This is a genomic window from Hymenobacter rubidus, assembly GCF_016734815.1.
GTDB lineage: Bacteria > Bacteroidota > Bacteroidia > Cytophagales > Hymenobacteraceae > Hymenobacter > Hymenobacter rubidus.
This window is the reverse complement of sequence record NZ_JAERQF010000005.1, coordinates 39,186-53,862: the sequence shown is the minus strand read 5'-3', so window position 1 is coordinate 53,862 and position 14,677 is coordinate 39,186. Positions and strand designations below refer to the sequence as shown.

The window sequence follows — 14,677 nt, the reverse complement described above, 5'->3', positions numbered from 1 at the left end:
CATTTATGCCTTCCTCCGGTTCTTCCCAAGACTTTTCCGGTTTCGTGCGGGTGCGCGGCGCCCGCGAGCACAACCTCAAAAACGTCGACGTTGACATCCCGCGCGATGCGCTGGTGGTGTTCACGGGCGTGTCGGGCTCGGGCAAATCCAGCCTGGCGTTTGGCACGCTCTACGCCGAGGCCCAGCGCCGCTACCTGGAGTCGGTGTCGCCCTACGCGCGGCGGCTGTTTCATCAGATGGCGGTGCCGGAGGTGACGGCCATTGAGGGGCTGCCGCCGGCCGTGGCCCTGCAGCAGCAGCGCGGCGCGCCCAGCACGCGCTCGTCGGTGGGCTCGGTCACGACGCTTTCCAACCTGCTGCGGATGCTGTACTCGCGGGCTGGTGACTATCCGGCGGGTCAGGGCATCATCTACGCCGAAGCTTTTTCGCCCAACACGGCCGAGGGGGCCTGCCCCACTTGCCACGGCCTGGGCCGCGTGTACGAAGTCACCGAGCAGAGCATGGTGCCCGACCCCACGCTCACCATCCGCGAGCGAGCCATTGCGGCGTGGCCCCAGGCCTGGGGCGGCCAGAACCAGCGCGATATTCTGGTGAGCATGGGCTATGACGTGGACACGCCGTGGAAAGACCTGCCGCAGAAAGACCGGGACTGGATTCTCTTCACCGAGGAGCAACCCGTGCTGCCGGTGTACCCCGGCTACTCGCCCGAGCAAACCCAGCGCGCCATCAAGCGCCGCGAGCCGCCCAACTACATGGGCACCTTCACGGGGGTGAAACGCTACGTGCTGCACACCTTCGCCACCACCCACAGCCCCCTGATGAAGAAGCGCGTGGCCCAGTACATGCTGGGCGGCGACTGCCCCACCTGCCACGGCAAGCGCCTACGCCGGGAGTCGCTGTCGGTACGCTTCGCCGGGCTGGACATTGCCGAGATGTCAAGGCTGCCCCTCAAGCGGCTGGCGGCGCTGCTGCAGCCGTTTGCCGAGGGCAAAGCCGGGAAGCAGAAGCACGATAAAGAACACCCGGAGCAGGCCATTGTGGCGTGGCGCATTGCCGAGGATTTGGCCGCGCGCCTCACGGTGCTGCTCGATTTGGGCCTGGGGTATTTGTCATTGGAGCGCGGCACGCCCACGCTTTCGCCCGGCGAATTGCAGCGTCTGCGCCTGGCCACGCAGCTGTATTCCAACCTTTTCGGCGTGGTGTACGTGCTCGATGAGCCCAGCGCCGGCCTGCACCCGGCCGATACTGAAGCGCTGTTGAAAGCGTTGGCCGGCCTCAAAAGCGCGGGCAATTCGCTGTTTGTGGTGGAGCACGACTTGGACGTCATCCGCCAGGCCGACTGGTTGGTGGACGTGGGCCCGGCCGCCGGCGAAAAAGGCGGCGAAATCCTCTACAGTGGCCCGCCCGAAGGCCTCAAAGGCGTGGCAGCCTCGCAGACGCGGCAGTTTCTTTTCGAGCCCCCCGCGCTGCCGGCCCAGCCGCCGCGCCAACCCACCGGCTGGCTGAAGCTGACCGGCATCACGCGCAACAACCTTGAAAACCTCGACGTGGCGTTTCCGCTGGGCGTGTTCACGACGGTGACGGGCGTGTCGGGTTCCGGCAAGTCCAGCCTGGTGAGCCAGGTGCTGGTGGAGCTGGTGGCCGAATCCCTGGGCCAGGCCATCGCGCCCGAAGAGGAGGAAACCGACCCGCTGGCCGCGCCCGCGCCGGCCACGCTGGGCGGCCAGATTGCGGCCGGCCTGGACAAAATAAAGCGCCTGGTGCGCGTCGACCAGAAGCCCATTGGCCGTACGCCGCGCTCCAACATGGCCACCTACACCGGCCTGTTCGACCACGTGCGCAAGCTCTTCGCCGCCACGCCCGAGGCCCGCAAGCGCCGCTACGACGCCGGTCGGTTTTCCTTCAACGTGGCCAAGGGCCGCTGCGAGAACTGTTCCGGCGAAGGCTTCGTGATGGTGGAGCTGCTGTTTTTGCCCAGCGTGTACGCGCCCTGCCCGGTGTGCCACGGCGCCCGCTACAACGCCAAAACCCTGGAAGTGCAGTACCGCGGCTGCAACGTTGCCGAAGTGTTGGGCTTGACCGTGGACGACGCCTGGGAGTTCTTCGCCGACGAGCCCGCCATCCACCGCGCCCTCACCGTGCTGCGCGAAGTGGGCCTGGGCTACCTGCGCCTGGGCCAGCCCGCCACCGAGCTGAGCGGCGGCGAGGCCCAGCGCATCAAGCTCGCCACCGAGCTGCAGCGCATCGGCCGCGGCAACACGCTTTACGTGCTCGACGAGCCCACCACCGGCCTGCACCCGTCCGACACCGAGAAGCTGATGGTGCAGCTTGATGGCCTGGTGGCCGCCGGCAACACCGTCATCGTGGTGGAGCACGACATGCGCGTGGTGGCCGGCTCCGATTGGGTCATCGACATTGGCCCCGGTGCGGGCGAGGACGGTGGGCGCGTGGTAGCCGCCGGGCCGTCCACCGAAGTAGCCCGCGCGAAGAACAGCCGCACCGCCCCCTACCTGGCGCGCTTCCTGGCTGAAACCCAGCCCCAGTAAAGGCTGCCGGACCCGGTGCGCTGGGGCGTACTTTTGAAGCAGATTCAGAAACCGCTACCGCCTGCAACCATGCCTGACCAGGAATTTTACCAACGCCATTGGCTCGGCAGCAAGGCATGAGTACGCTCCCACAACGGGCCACGGCCTACTACCCCGCCCTGACGGGCCTGCGGGCAGTGGCAGCGGCTTTGGTGTATTTCTACCACTTCAACCCCTTCAAAGGGCACGGGCAACCCGTTGCGCCGCTCACCGAGCTTTTCGGCGCCGTGCTGGGAACGGGCATCGGGCTGAACATCTTTTTCGTGATGAGCGGCTTCGTCATCACCACCCGGTACGTGGGCCAGGTGGAGCTGTCGCTGGCCTGGGGCAGGCAGTACATGCTCAACCGCTTTGCGCGCATCTACCCGCTTTACTTTCTGCTCACGGCCCTCACCTTCGCGGCCATGGCCGGGCACCTGCTCACCTGGTACACCTTCGGCGAGCTGTTTACGGTGCGCGACAAAGTAGTGGCCGTCGTCGCCAACCTGACCCTAACGCGGGCATTTTTCCAATCCTTTTACTTTGTGGGCGTGCCCACGGCCTGGTCGCTCACGGTGGAGGAGTCGTTTTATGCCTCGGCGCCGTTTATGCTTCTGCTGTTGCGCCGGCGGGCCTGGCTGCTGCCGGTGCTGGCGCTGGGCATTGTGGGCGTGGGCGGTGGGCTCACGCTCATTGCCACGCGCTGGCAGCTGTACGCGGGGTTTATGCAGCCCTTTTCTTTCGTGTTGCAGTTCACCTACTTCGGGCGTTGCGTGGAGTTTCTGGCCGGTATTGGGCTGGCGCTGTGGCTGCGGAAGCGGGGCCATGCGCCCGCCCGCCGCGGCACCACGCTGCTGGGCATCGGGCTCATTATCTGGTGCGCGACCGGCCACACGTTCGTGCATTGGCCGACTCTGCAGCTGCCCGACTGGGCGGCGGAACTTAGCGCCAGCCTCGTATTCAATTGTCCGCTGTCCGCCAGCATTGTGGTGCTGTTTCACGGCCTTATCCACGAGGATACCTGGCTGCGGAAGCTGCTTTCGACAAAACCGCTCGACCTGCTCGGCAAAAGCACTTACGCCTTCTACCTCATTCACGTAGGCTTATTTGCCGACTTGCTGCAGAAGGCTTTTGGCTTGCATATTATCGCTTTTTTCCTGTTTTTTTATGCTGTTGCCGTGCTGCTTTACAAGCTGGTAGAGCAGCCTGCGCACACGGCTATTCTGCGGCGGTTCCGCACCGCTCCGGCGCCATAGCCGTAGCAAGCCCAAGCGCCAAATTTCTCCCCGCTTTGTTTTTGGTCAGGTTTCAGATGCGGGGCCGACACGGGGCTATTCCAGCACGATTTTGCGTGTCAGCACAGCCTTGCCGGCCCACCCGTGGCCACTACCTGCGCTGGGGCTCCACGCGGTGGTGAGTCGCAGCTATTCGAAACTACTGCCCCCCCAAAAGCCCGGTCATGCTTTGCCTTCGCAACTACCGGGATTGCCAATTCAATTGAAAAAGAAAAAGGCCGTTTCCTGATTGGAAACGGCCTCTTCTAAGGTAGCGGGGACTGGACTCGAACCAGTGACCTTTGGGTTATGAGCCCAACGAGCTACCAACTGCTCCACCCCGCACTGTTTGGTTCTGCAAAAGTAGGGGTATTTTCTGAGAAGGCAACAGGTGGGCGCTAAAATCACCACCAATCACAGCTAACACATTAGCTGACAAGCAATAATTTTTAGCAATACGTTCCAACTAGGCCCGGTCGCCGGTGGTTTTTACCAGGTTGATGCCGGCGGCAAAGAAGATAAGTCCCACGACAAACGGAACGATGGAGTTCATCTTGCTGAGGCCGATGCCGCCGACGCCCAGGAAAGCCAGGGCGCCAATGATGATGCCGACGATGCCTAAAACGGTGAGAATGGTGCCAAACGTGCGTTTCTGATTTATGGCAATAAAGGCAAAAGGGAAATATTCAAATGAAAACCGGCCGGGCCGGACTAGCGCCTCATACATCAAAGGCCGGCAAATGGATAGCGCTCGGCTGCCACAAGTAACGCCGCGGCATGGACGTGCAGGCAGGCTGCACTGCCTCACCGGCGCCTGAGTACCGGTTTAATCAGCCATCTTTGCTAGCGTATTTAGCATTTCAGGCATGGCATCGCAACGCTCTCCGGCCCTTGGGTTTATTTTTATCACACTGCTGATTGACGTCAGCGGGCTGGGCATTATTATTCCGGTGGTGCCCACGCTCATTCGGCAGCTCACGGGCGAGGGGCTGAGCCAGGCGGCGGTGTATTCGGGCTGGCTCACGTTTGCCTACGCCGGGGCGCAGTTCTGCTTTGCGCCCATCATGGGCGGGCTCAGCGACAAGTGGGGGCGGCGGCCGGTGCTGCTGGCGGCCCTGCTGGGCCTGGGGCTCGACTACATTTTCCTGAGCTTCGCGCCCACGCTGGCCTGGCTGTTTGTGGGGCGCGTGCTGGCGGGCATCACGGGGGCCAGCTTTACCACGGCCACGGCCTACATTGCCGACATCAGCACGCCCGAAAACCGGGCCCAGAACTTCGGCATGGTGGGCGTGGCCTTCGGGCTGGGCTTCATCATCGGGCCAACGGTGGGCGGGCTGCTGGCGGGCTTTGGCGCGCGGATGCCTTTTATGGTGGCGGCGGGGCTGAGCTTGTGCAACTTCCTGTATGGGCTGCTGGTGCTGCCCGAGTCGCTGGCCCCGGCCAAGCGCCGGGCCTTTGAGTGGACGCGGGCCAACCCGGTGGCGTCGTTGCTGCGCCTGAAACAGTACCCGGCGGTGCTGGGCCTGGTGGCTTCGCTGGTGCTGATTTACCTGGCGGGCTCGTCGGTGCAGTCGGTCTGGACGTTTTACACCGAACTCAAGTTTGGCTGGGGCGAGAAGATGGTGGGCATTTCGCTGGGCGTCATCGGCCTGTTTTCGGCGCTGGTGCAGGGCGGGCTGGTGCGCGTGGCCATTCCGAAGCTGGGCGCGGCGCGGGCCATTGTGGTAGGGCTGCTGTGCTACACGGTGGGCTTCGTGCTGTTTGCCTTTGCCTGGCGGGGCTGGCTGATGCTGGCGTTTCTGGCGCCCTACTGCCTGGGCGGCATCGCGGGGCCGGCGCTGCAGAGCACCATTTCGGGCCAGGTGCCGGCCAACGAGCAGGGCGAGCTGCAGGGCGCCCTCACCAGCCTGATGAGCGTGACCGGCGTGGTGGGCCCGCTGCTGATGACCTTTTTGTTCCGGTTTTTCACCCGCGACAACGCGCCGATGCATTTCCCGGGAGCCCCGTTTTTGCTGGGGGCGGTGCTGGCGCTGGCCAGCGCAGGGCTGGCCCTGCGCTCGTTTCGCCGAAACCCGCCGGTGGAAAGCAGCGCCGTGCCCGAAGCCGTGCCCGCGCACTGAGGCCAAAGCCGGGTGGCCGAAAACCACGTGAGGCCGCCAACGCGTAATTTGCCACTTCCCGCCTCCTGCCTTTGCCTATGAATTCCGACTTGCCCGCGCCGCTCATCGACTTCGCTTACCGTGCCGACCTGGACATTCTGGTGAGTCGCTGGGCTTACCAGCCCGACCCGCGCGAGCTGCCCGCCGTGTACCAGCAGATGTGCGAGGCGGCTGTGGACCGGCAGGCCCGCTTCTGGCTGCAGGACATCCGCCGCCGCACCCTCAACGACCCGGGCACCACCGAATGGCTGCTCAACAAGTTTTTCCCGGAAATGGCGCGCCGCCTGAACGGCCGCTTATACATTGCCTACCTGGTGGGCCCCGCGCTGCACCAAGCCATCGTGAGCCGGCCCGATTACGTTTCGGCGGAGGCCTACGACGACAAGCCGTTTGCCATTTCCTTTTTCGGCGATGAGGGCGCGGCCATCCGCTGGCTCCAGATTCAGCAGACGGACAAGGTGGGGTCGTAATTTATTTGAACAACGTAGGGGCGGGGCCTGCCCCCGCCCTTGAACGAAATCGTTGAATCGGCGCGGGCGGTGGGCGGGGGCAGGCCCCGCCCCTACGTTGTTCAGCGCTAAACCTGGAATGCTCCGCACGATGCCGTCAGTATTATGCGACTCATGCGTTTTATTTTTTTGACCAAAAAGCCCATTTCATCCCTTGAAATGGGCTTTTTCAATTTCAGCACAACTTATTTCCAACCAACCCGTTTCATAATTACGAAATTTTCGTAGATTTACGACATCATCGTAATTATTCCGCATCAGCCCTCATGGAACGCCTCACCCAACCCGAAGAAGACGCCCTGCGCGTGCTCTGGCCGCTGCCCGCCGGCGGCTTCGTGAAAGACGTGCTCGACCAGCTGCCCGCGCCGCGCCCGCCCTACACTACCCTGGCCAGCACCCTGCGCAACCTGGAGCGCAAGGGCTACGTGCGCAGTGAAAAGCTGGGCAACTCCTACCGCTTCGTGCCCGTGATTTCGGCCGACGACTACCAGCGCCGCTCCCTGGGCACGCTGGTGAAGCAGCACTTCCAGAACTCCTACAAGGAGTTGGTGTCGTTTTTCGCGCAGGACAACAAGGTGAGCGCGGCGGATTTGCAGGAGATTATCAAGCTCATCGAAAGCAAAAAGGAGGAATAGCCATGCTCTCGCCCACTTTGCTGTACTTGCTGAAGGCCAACGGGGCGTTGCTGCTGTTTGCGGTGGCGTATTTCGGGCTGCTGCGCCGGCTCACGTTTTTCCGCCTGAACCGGTTCTATCTGCTGTTTGCGCTGCTGTTTTCGGCGGTGTACCCGGCCCTGCCGGTGCCGGCGCTGCTGCCGCCCGTGGCCGCCGCGCCCGTGGCGGTGGTGCTGATGGATACGGCCACCGGCACGGCGGCCGAACCGGCGGCCGCCCTTTCGGCGCCCATCGACTGGGATGCCGTGGCGCTGGCCGTGTATGGCACCGGCGTGGCCCTGGGGCTGCTCCGGCTGCTGATGCAGCTGCTGTCGCTGGCGCAGCTGCGGCGGCGCTCGCGGCCGGCCGTGGTGCTGGGCGTGGCGGTGCGGGCGCTGCCCGGCGATGTGAGCCCGTTCTCGTTCTGGCGCACTATTTACCTCAACCCCGCGCAGCACCCTGGCGCGGAGCTGGCGGCCGTGCTGCGCCACGAGCAGGTGCACGTGCGGCAATGGCACACCCTGGACGTGCTGCTGGCCCACGTGGCGCAGGCGGCGGCCTGGTGCAACCCGGCCGCCTGGCTGCTGCGCCGCGCCCTGCTCGATAACCTCGAATACCTGGCCGACCGCGCCGTGCTCGAAGCCGGCCTCGACCGCCGCGCTTACCAATACAGCCTGCTGCGCCTCAGCCACGGGGTGGCCGGGCCTTCGCTCGTTTCCCATTTCACATTTCCAACCCTCAAAAACCGCGTACTCATGATGAACCTTCCCGCTTCCACCACCGCCCAGTTGGGGCGCTACCTGCTGGCCCTGGCCCTGACGCTGGGCCCGGCCCTGGGCTTTGCCGCTGCCCGCGCCCAGCGTGCCGTTGCCGCGCCCGGCCCGGTGGCTTACTACGTTGATGGCAAGCTCAGCGACAAAGCCGCTTTTGATAAGCTGAACCCCGACGGGGTGGCTTACTTGAACATACTGGATGAGGAAAAGGCCCGTCGGATATTTGGGAAGGCCAGCGGCAAAGTGGCCATTGCCGTGACCAAGCAAAACCAAAATTCCTCGGAAGTATTGGCCCTTAACGCTAAAATTGCCTCGGTTGCCCCATTCATCCCTGGCACCGCGGCACCGGCCGAGGTGAATGTGCTGACGCCGAAGGCCCTGGCCTACATCACCAAAACCTACCCCAACTCCCGCATTATTGGGGTGACCAAGCTGACGTATCCTTCTACCAAGCAGACCCGCTACAAGGTAGAGCTGGCCGAAGGCACCCGGCCGCATTACACTTTCTTCGATGAGAAAGGCAACCCGGTGAAGCCCGGCGAAATGTAGGGACGCGTGCCGGCGCCTTGTCACCTTTGTTGATTGTCTCAAAAGCCGCTTCCGCCACCGGGAGCGGCTTTTTGCGTGCGGCGCCGTGCAGCCTGCGCCGCTACTTGCGCTCTTTGTTGCTCTTTTGTGCGAACAAAACGCCAAGCATTTATGAACAACCGATACTTTTCGGCCGGCACGGCGGCCCTGTTGGCATTGGCCGGCTGCGCCGGCACCAAGCCCGCCGCCGTGGCCACCGCGCCGATGCCCCCCGTGGCGGCAGCGGCACCCGACCCCAAAGGCGTGGGCCTCGACATGGCCGACCTCGACCGCTCGGTGAACCCGTGCGACGACTTCTTTCAGTTCTCGGGCGGCAACTGGTTGAAGAACAACCCCGTGCCGAGCTACGCCAGCAGCTGGGGCCCGCGCAACCTGCTCGGCAACCGCACCCAGGACTTGCTGCGCAAGATTCTGGAAGACGCAGCCGCCAACCGCACGGCCGCGCCCGGCTCGAACGCTCAGAAGGTGGGCGACTTCTACGCCGCGGCCATGGACACGGTGGCCATCGACCGGGCCGGCCTCGCGCCGCTGAAGCCGGAGCTGGACCGCGTGGCCAATATCCGAACCCTGGCCAACCTGCGCGCCGAAATCGTGCACTTGCAGGAACTGGGGGCCGGTCCGTTTTTCCGGGCCGGGGTAGACGTAGACGAGAAAAACACCACCCAGTACGCCGTGCAGCTGAACCAGGGCGGCCTTACGCTGCCCAACCGCGAGTTCTACTTCAAAACCGACGCCCGCACGGAGAAGGTGAAAGCCGCCTACCGCGCCTACATGACGCAGGTATTTCAGCTGCTGGGGACGGCCCCGGTGGTGGCCCAGCTCGATGCGGCCACCGTCGAGCGCATCGAAACGCGCCTGGCCAAGGCCTCGCGCACACCGGTGGAGCTGCGCGACCCGCAGGCCAACTACAACAAAATGACCGTGGCCGCCGCCCAGCAGCGCTACCCCGTGCTCGACCCCAAAGGCCTGCTGGCGGGCCTCGGGCTGAGCAAGGCGCAGGAGGTCATCGTCGGCCAGCCGGCATTTTTTGACGAGGTGAATGCGGTGCTGAAAACGGAGAATATCCCCGACCTCAAGGCGTATGTGCGCTGGCACCTGGTGCGCTCGGTGGCGAGTGCGCTGCCCACGCCCTTCGCCGAGGCGGCTTTTCGCTACAGCCAGGCCCAGACCGGCGCCAAGCAGCAGGCCCCGCGCTGGAAACGCATGCAGGCGGCCACCGACGGCTACCTGGGCGAAGCGTTTGGCCAGCTCTATGTCGACCAAGCATTTTCGCCCGAAGCCAAGGCCAAGGCGCTGGAAATGGTGGGCAACATCAAGGCCAGCATGGCCGAGCATATCCAAACCAACACCTGGATGAGCGCGCCCACCAAAGCCGAAGCCCTGAAAAAGCTCAACGCTCTGCGCGTAAAAATCGGCTACCCCGACGTGTGGAAGGACTATTCGGCCCTGCCCATTTCGCGCGAGAGCTACCTGAAAAACGTGCTGGCCGCCCGCGTGTGGGAAAGCCGGCGCGAAGCCGCCAAGTTCGGCGGGCCCATCGACCGCAACGAGTGGGGCATGACGCCGCCCACCATCAACGCCTACTACAACCCGCCGATGAACGAAATTGTGTTTCCGGCCGGCTACCTCCAGCCGCCTTTCTTCGACCCCAAGGCCGACGACGCCATAAACTACGGGGCCATTGGCGGGGTGATGGGCCACGAAATGACCCACGGCTTCGACGACCAGGGCCGGCAGTACGACGCCGAAGGCAACCTGCGCGACTGGTGGACGCCGGCCGACGCGGCCGAGTTCACGAAGCGCGCCGCCGTGGTGGGCCGCCAGTACAGCGAGTTCTCACCCTTGGATTCGGTGCATGTCAACGGCCAACTGACGATGGGCGAGAACCTGGCCGATTTCGCCGGCCTCACCGTGGTGTACGGCGCGCTGATTAAGCAGCTGCACAAAACCTACCCCGACCAGGCCTGGCCCCGGTTCGACGGCTTTACGCCGGAGCAGCGCTTCTTCCTGAGCTGGGCCCAGTTGCGCCGCACCAACATCCGCCCCGAGGCCCTGCGCCAGCAAATTGCCACCGACCCGCACTCGCCCGGCCAGTACCGCACCATCGGGCCGCTCATGAACATGCCGCAGTTTCAGCAGGCCTTCGGCTGCCCCGAGGGAAGCAAGATGACCCGGAAGGTGGCGGACCGGGCGGTGATTTGGTAGTAGCGCGGAAGCTGTAGTTCGCGTCCCCACGCCATTTGATTAACAACTTGAAACAAAGCCCCGCTAGTAACCAGCAGGGCTTTGTTTTATCGGCTATATTTAGCGCGGCATTCTACCACTGGCGTGCCTTCTCTACTCCTTATGAAACATTTTTTCTCTTGGATGCGCGGCTGGCCGGCGGCGCTGCTGACGCTGTTGTGGCTGGCCCCGCCGGCCGCCCACGCCCAAGCCCCGGCCTGGACGCAGCTGAGTAGCGGCGTACCCGTTACCAGCAATGGCTTTTCCTACGTACAAGCTTCCGCGGCCGACGCCGCGGGCAACGTGTACGTGTCGGGGTACTTTTTTGGCACTGTGCGTTTCGGCACGACGCAGCTCACCAGCGACGCCACCACCAGCCCCAGCGCCAGCGACGGTTTCGTGGCCAAGTGGAGCAGCGCCACCGGCACCTTTGTGTGGGCGGTGGCGCTGGGCGGTAGCGGCGCCGACCAGGCCCCCGCCCTGGCCGTGAGCAATGGTTCGGTGTACGTGGGCGGCCATTTCTATAGCCCCACGGCTGCATTTGGCCCGCTCAGCCTAACCAATACAACCAGTGCTACTAGCAGCTCCGACGCCTTTGTGGCCAAGCTCACCGATGCTGGCACTACGGCCAATTTTATGTGGGTCCGGCAAGTAGGCGGCACAGACACGGATATGGCTACCAGCCTGGCAGTGAGCGGGAGTAACGTGTACCTTGCCGGCCTGTACAGCAGCCCAACCCTTGCTATTGGCGGCACGGTGCTGACCAATGCCAACGCCTTTGCCTCCGACACATTTGTGGCGAAGTTCACCGATGCCGGCGCCACCACCGGCGTCGCCTGGGCCCTGAGTTTTGGCAGCACTGGCTCCGACGAGGCCCGCGCCCTGGCCGTGAGTGGCAGCAGCATTTACGTGCTGGGCGACTTCACCAGCTCCTTCCTCAGCCTGGGCACCACGGCCCTGACCAACGCGGCCGGCAGCGCCGGCACCCCCGACGTATTCCTGGCCAAGCTGGCCGATGCGGGTACCAGCGTCGGTGTGGTGTGGGCCCAGCGCGCCGGCGGCACCGGCGTCGACACCGGCGACGCCCTGGCCCTGAACGGCGCCAGCCTGTACGTGGCCGGCAGCTTTGGCAGCGCCACGGCCTCGGTGGGCACCCTCCTGCTCACCAACGCCAGCAGCACGGCCAACACCGCCGATGTGTTTGTGGCGAAGTTGACCGATGCAGGGGCGGGGGCCACGGCGGTTTGGGCCCAATCGGCCGGGGGCATCGGCACCGAACGGCCCAAGGGCGTGGCCGTGCGGGGCACCAACGTGTACGTGGCCGGCGGCTACGGCTACCCCAACGCTACGTTTGGTGCGACCGTGCTCCCCAACCGGGGTACGGCCACGGCGCTGGATATTTTCGTGGCCAAGCTCGCCGACAGTGGTTCGAGCGCGGCCTTTGCCTGGGCCCAGTCGGCGGGCGGCGTCAATGGCGAAAGCGCTTATTGCGTCGCACTCACCGGCAATCTGGTAGTAACGGCTGGTGGGGCAGCGGCGCAGGCCACCTTCGGCACGCTGGCCGTGCCGCCCAGCGCCACCACTACCTCTGCCTTCGTCGCTGCCATTCTCGACCCCACCCTCACGGCCACCGCCGCTGCCCAAGGCACCCTAAGCTTCTCCCTTTACCCCAACCCGGCCCGCAACGCCACCACTGTGCAGCTGCCTGCCCAGCCCGGCGCCACCACGGCCACCCTCACCCTGCGCGATGCCCTGGGCCGCACGCTGCGCACCGAAACCATGAACCTGCCCGCCACGGGGTTGCGGCACGAATTCGACTTGGCCAATATACCGGCTGGCCTCTACGCCGTGCAGGTGCAGGCCGGCGCGGCCACCGCCACCCGCCAGCTGGTGGTGGAATAAATTCCGCTACTCCCAACACAAAACAGGCTTGCCCGGGTGGGCAAGCCTGTTTTGTGTTGGCTAATACGTGCAAGAAGCACTGGCCTAATGCACGGCCGGCTCCGGCTGCTTCTGCGGCGGGCCGCCCAAGCTGCCATGGCCGTCGTGGCTGCTGGGGCTGTCCTGCACGGGCACGTCGGTGGCCTGCTGGCCAATGCGCTCCGACATCTGGCCGTTGGCGGCGCCGCTGCTCTGGCCGCCCTGCACCTGAATCTGGTGGCGCATGGTTTTCTCCTGGTCTTTGGGCACCGTCACGCGCAGCACGCCGTCCTCAAAATTGGCTTGAATCTGGCGCGGCTCCACAGTATCGGGCAATTGGAAAGAGCGGTGGAACGAGCCGTAGGAGCTTTCCACAAGGTGGTAGCGGCGGTCGTTCTGCTCGTTTTTAAACTGTCGCTCGCCCGAAATGGTCAAGCGCCCCTGATGGAAGTCCACTTTAATGTCCTCGCGCTTCATTCCCGGCAGGGCCACCTCAAGCTGGTAGCCCTTTTTTGGTTTCGTAGGCATCGGCCTAGGGCGAGAAAGCGCTTACCCGGCCCGCTACCGAGTCCTGAAAGAACCGGTCGAGCATGGTCGAAAAACGCTGCGGCATCATGTCCGCGAACGAGTCCTGATACTTTTGAATAGCCATGACACAAAAGTTTTAAGGGTTGAAAAAAGAGAAACAACGCCTTGACAGGCACCTTCCTTTTACCATCCTCAAAAGTGTCGGGTTTCACAAAAATGTGCTTTGGCTTAACCGTAAAGGCTTTTTTTACAACACATAAGCTTCAACCTGTTATGCAGAGCGCAGCGAAGCATCTCGCATGCTCAAGTAAACCATTCGATTGAGTTACCAGCCCGAGCGAGATGCTTCGCTTCGCTCTGCATGACGGTCGGTTTTCGTTGGCAACTGCTTAATTAACCAATCCGGCGCCCTGCCCTTCCATCACCTTGTTCTGCCGGTTGATGGACTCCAAGTGCACGGCGGCCAGGTACTGCTCCACAAACTCGTGCGTCAGGCCCACCGACGCGCCCTGGCGCTGGGCGCGTTCCAGCACCTCGTTCCAGCGGTTAGTTTGAAGGATGGTGATGTCGTTTTCCTTTTTGTAGACGCCAATTTTCTCGGCCACGGCCATGCGCCGGCCCAGCAGCTGCATAATCTCGGCGTCGAGTTGGTTGATTTGCTCGCGGAAGCTGGCCAGGGCGGTCAGGAACTCGCGCTGGTTGGTGGTTTCGTGGCGCCACACCAGGCCCTCGATGAGTTCGCGCAGGGCTTCCGGGGTGATTTGCTGCTTGGCGTCGCTCCAGGCATTGTCCGGGTCGATGTGGCTTTCTATCATCGTGCCGTCGAAATCCAGGTTGAGGGCCTGCTGGGCCACGGCGGCCAGCGTGTCGCGCCGCCCGCAAATGTGGCTGGGGTCGCAGAGCAGCGGCAGCTCGGGCAGGCGTCGCTTCATCTCAATGGGCAGGTGCCACATCGGCGCGTTGCGGAAATCGGTGTTGCCGTAGCTCGAAAAGCCCCGATGGATGAGGCCCACCTGCTTCAGCCCGGCTTTTTGCAGGCGCTCCACGGCGCCCACCCACAGCTCCAGCTCGGGGTGAATGGGGTTTTTGACGAGCACCGGCACGTCCACGCCGCGCAGCACGTTGGCAATTTCCTGCACCGAAAACGGGTTGCCGGTGGTGCGCGCGCCCACCCACAGAATGTCCACGCCGAAGGCCAGGCAGTCCTCCACGTGCTTGGCCGTGGCCACTTCCACGGCAATGGGCAGGCCGGTCAGCTCACTGGCTTTCTTGAGCCAGGGCAGCCCCTTGGTGCCAATGCCCTCGAAGCCACCGGGCTTGGTGCGGGGCTTCCAGATGCCGGCGCGCAGGGCCTGCACCTTGCCGGTGGCGGCCAGCCGCTGGCAGGTTTCGAGCACCTGCTCCTCGGTTTCGGCCGAGCACGGGCCCGAGATGAGGAAAGGCTTGTCGTCGGGCTGGCGGTTGAATAAGGCGGATTTCATTTGGG

At 64.0% G+C, this 14,677-nt stretch carries 11 protein-coding genes and 1 tRNA gene; 8 read left to right on the top strand and 4 right to left on the bottom strand.

What is annotated here, in order from left to right; all coding sequences use genetic code 11:
* Positions 1-5 precede the first annotated feature (5 nt).
* Both JKL48_RS05605 and JKL48_RS05600 read left to right on the top strand, forming a co-directional pair.
* Positions 6-2,546, top strand: a complete 2,541-nt coding sequence (locus JKL48_RS05605; RefSeq protein ID WP_201979708.1) for an excinuclease ABC subunit UvrA — start codon at positions 6-8, stop codon at positions 2,544-2,546.
* 116 nt (positions 2,547-2,662) lie between these two features.
* Entirely contained in the window at positions 2,663-3,820 is a 1,158-nt protein-coding gene (locus JKL48_RS05600; protein WP_201979705.1) for an acyltransferase family protein, read from the top strand.
* 290 nt (positions 3,821-4,110) lie between these two features.
* Here JKL48_RS05600 and JKL48_RS05595 read toward each other — a convergent pair.
* Both JKL48_RS05595 and JKL48_RS05590 read right to left on the bottom strand, forming a co-directional pair.
* A tRNA-Met gene (locus JKL48_RS05595) sits at positions 4,111-4,183 on the bottom strand.
* A gap of 121 nt (positions 4,184-4,304) precedes the next feature.
* A complete protein-coding gene (locus JKL48_RS05590) occupies positions 4,305-4,565 on the bottom strand; it encodes a hypothetical protein (RefSeq protein WP_236668635.1) in 261 nt (86 codons plus the stop codon).
* Between the two features lie 139 nt (positions 4,566-4,704).
* Between JKL48_RS05590 and JKL48_RS05585 the strand changes: the two genes are divergently transcribed.
* From JKL48_RS05585 to JKL48_RS05560, 6 genes are all read left to right on the top strand, one after another.
* Positions 4,705-5,958, top strand: a complete 1,254-nt coding sequence (locus JKL48_RS05585; protein WP_201979703.1) for a TCR/Tet family MFS transporter — start codon at positions 4,705-4,707, stop codon at positions 5,956-5,958.
* 77 nt (positions 5,959-6,035) lie between these two features.
* A complete protein-coding gene (locus JKL48_RS05580; protein ID WP_201979701.1) occupies positions 6,036-6,467 on the top strand; it encodes a hypothetical protein in 432 nt (143 codons plus the stop codon).
* Between the two features lie 305 nt (positions 6,468-6,772).
* Complete coding sequence (locus JKL48_RS05575; RefSeq protein ID WP_201979699.1) at positions 6,773-7,141, top strand: BlaI/MecI/CopY family transcriptional regulator; 369 nt, start codon at positions 6,773-6,775, stop codon at positions 7,139-7,141.
* A gap of 2 nt (positions 7,142-7,143) precedes the next feature.
* Positions 7,144-8,481, top strand: a complete 1,338-nt coding sequence (locus JKL48_RS05570) for a M56 family metallopeptidase (RefSeq protein WP_201979697.1) — start codon at positions 7,144-7,146, stop codon at positions 8,479-8,481.
* Between the two features lie 150 nt (positions 8,482-8,631).
* Positions 8,632-10,725 (top strand): M13 family metallopeptidase, encoded by a 2,094-nt coding sequence (locus tag JKL48_RS05565; RefSeq protein ID WP_201979695.1) that lies wholly within the window; start codon positions 8,632-8,634, stop codon positions 10,723-10,725.
* A gap of 141 nt (positions 10,726-10,866) precedes the next feature.
* A complete protein-coding gene (locus tag JKL48_RS05560; RefSeq protein WP_201979693.1) occupies positions 10,867-12,645 on the top strand; it encodes a T9SS type A sorting domain-containing protein in 1,779 nt (592 codons plus the stop codon).
* An 84-nt stretch (positions 12,646-12,729) separates the two neighbouring features.
* On the opposite strand, the gene JKL48_RS05555 is transcribed toward JKL48_RS05560, so the two are convergent.
* Together JKL48_RS05555 and JKL48_RS05550 are read right to left on the bottom strand one after the other, a co-directional pair.
* Positions 12,730-13,191 carry an Hsp20/alpha crystallin family protein gene (locus JKL48_RS05555; RefSeq protein WP_201979690.1) on the bottom strand — a complete coding sequence of 154 codons (462 nt, stop codon included), beginning with the start codon at positions 13,189-13,191 and terminating at the stop codon, positions 12,730-12,732.
* Positions 13,192-13,580: 389 nt separating this feature from the next.
* Positions 13,581-14,672 carry a chorismate mutase gene (locus JKL48_RS05550; RefSeq protein WP_201979687.1) on the bottom strand — a complete coding sequence of 364 codons (1,092 nt, stop codon included), beginning with the start codon at positions 14,670-14,672 and terminating at the stop codon, positions 13,581-13,583.
* Positions 14,673-14,677: the final 5 nt, after the last annotated feature.

What these genes read in the sequence shown, in the direction of transcription:
- JKL48_RS05570 (WP_201979697.1), top strand. Translation starts at nt 7,144, where the DNA reads ATGCTCTCGCCCACTTTGCTGTACTTGCTGAAGGCCAACGGGGCGTTG.
- JKL48_RS05575 (WP_201979699.1), top strand. Translation starts at nt 6,773, where the DNA reads ATGGAACGCCTCACCCAACCCGAAGAAGACGCCCTGCGCGTGCTCTGG.
- JKL48_RS05605 (WP_201979708.1), top strand. Translation starts at nt 6, where the DNA reads ATGCCTTCCTCCGGTTCTTCCCAAGACTTTTCCGGTTTCGTGCGGGTG.
- JKL48_RS05565 (WP_201979695.1), top strand. Translation starts at nt 8,632, where the DNA reads ATGAACAACCGATACTTTTCGGCCGGCACGGCGGCCCTGTTGGCATTG.
- JKL48_RS05560 (WP_201979693.1), top strand. Translation starts at nt 10,867, where the DNA reads ATGAAACATTTTTTCTCTTGGATGCGCGGCTGGCCGGCGGCGCTGCTG.
- JKL48_RS05555 (WP_201979690.1), bottom strand. Translation starts at nt 13,191, where the DNA reads ATGCCTACGAAACCAAAAAAGGGCTACCAGCTTGAGGTGGCCCTGCCG.
- JKL48_RS05550 (WP_201979687.1), bottom strand. Translation starts at nt 14,672, where the DNA reads ATGAAATCCGCCTTATTCAACCGCCAGCCCGACGACAAGCCTTTCCTC.
- JKL48_RS05600 (WP_201979705.1), top strand. Translation starts at nt 2,663, where the DNA reads ATGAGTACGCTCCCACAACGGGCCACGGCCTACTACCCCGCCCTGACG.
- JKL48_RS05580 (WP_201979701.1), top strand. Translation starts at nt 6,036, where the DNA reads ATGAATTCCGACTTGCCCGCGCCGCTCATCGACTTCGCTTACCGTGCC.
- JKL48_RS05585 (WP_201979703.1), top strand. Translation starts at nt 4,705, where the DNA reads ATGGCATCGCAACGCTCTCCGGCCCTTGGGTTTATTTTTATCACACTG.
- JKL48_RS05590 (WP_236668635.1), bottom strand. Translation starts at nt 4,565, where the DNA reads ATGTATGAGGCGCTAGTCCGGCCCGGCCGGTTTTCATTTGAATATTTC.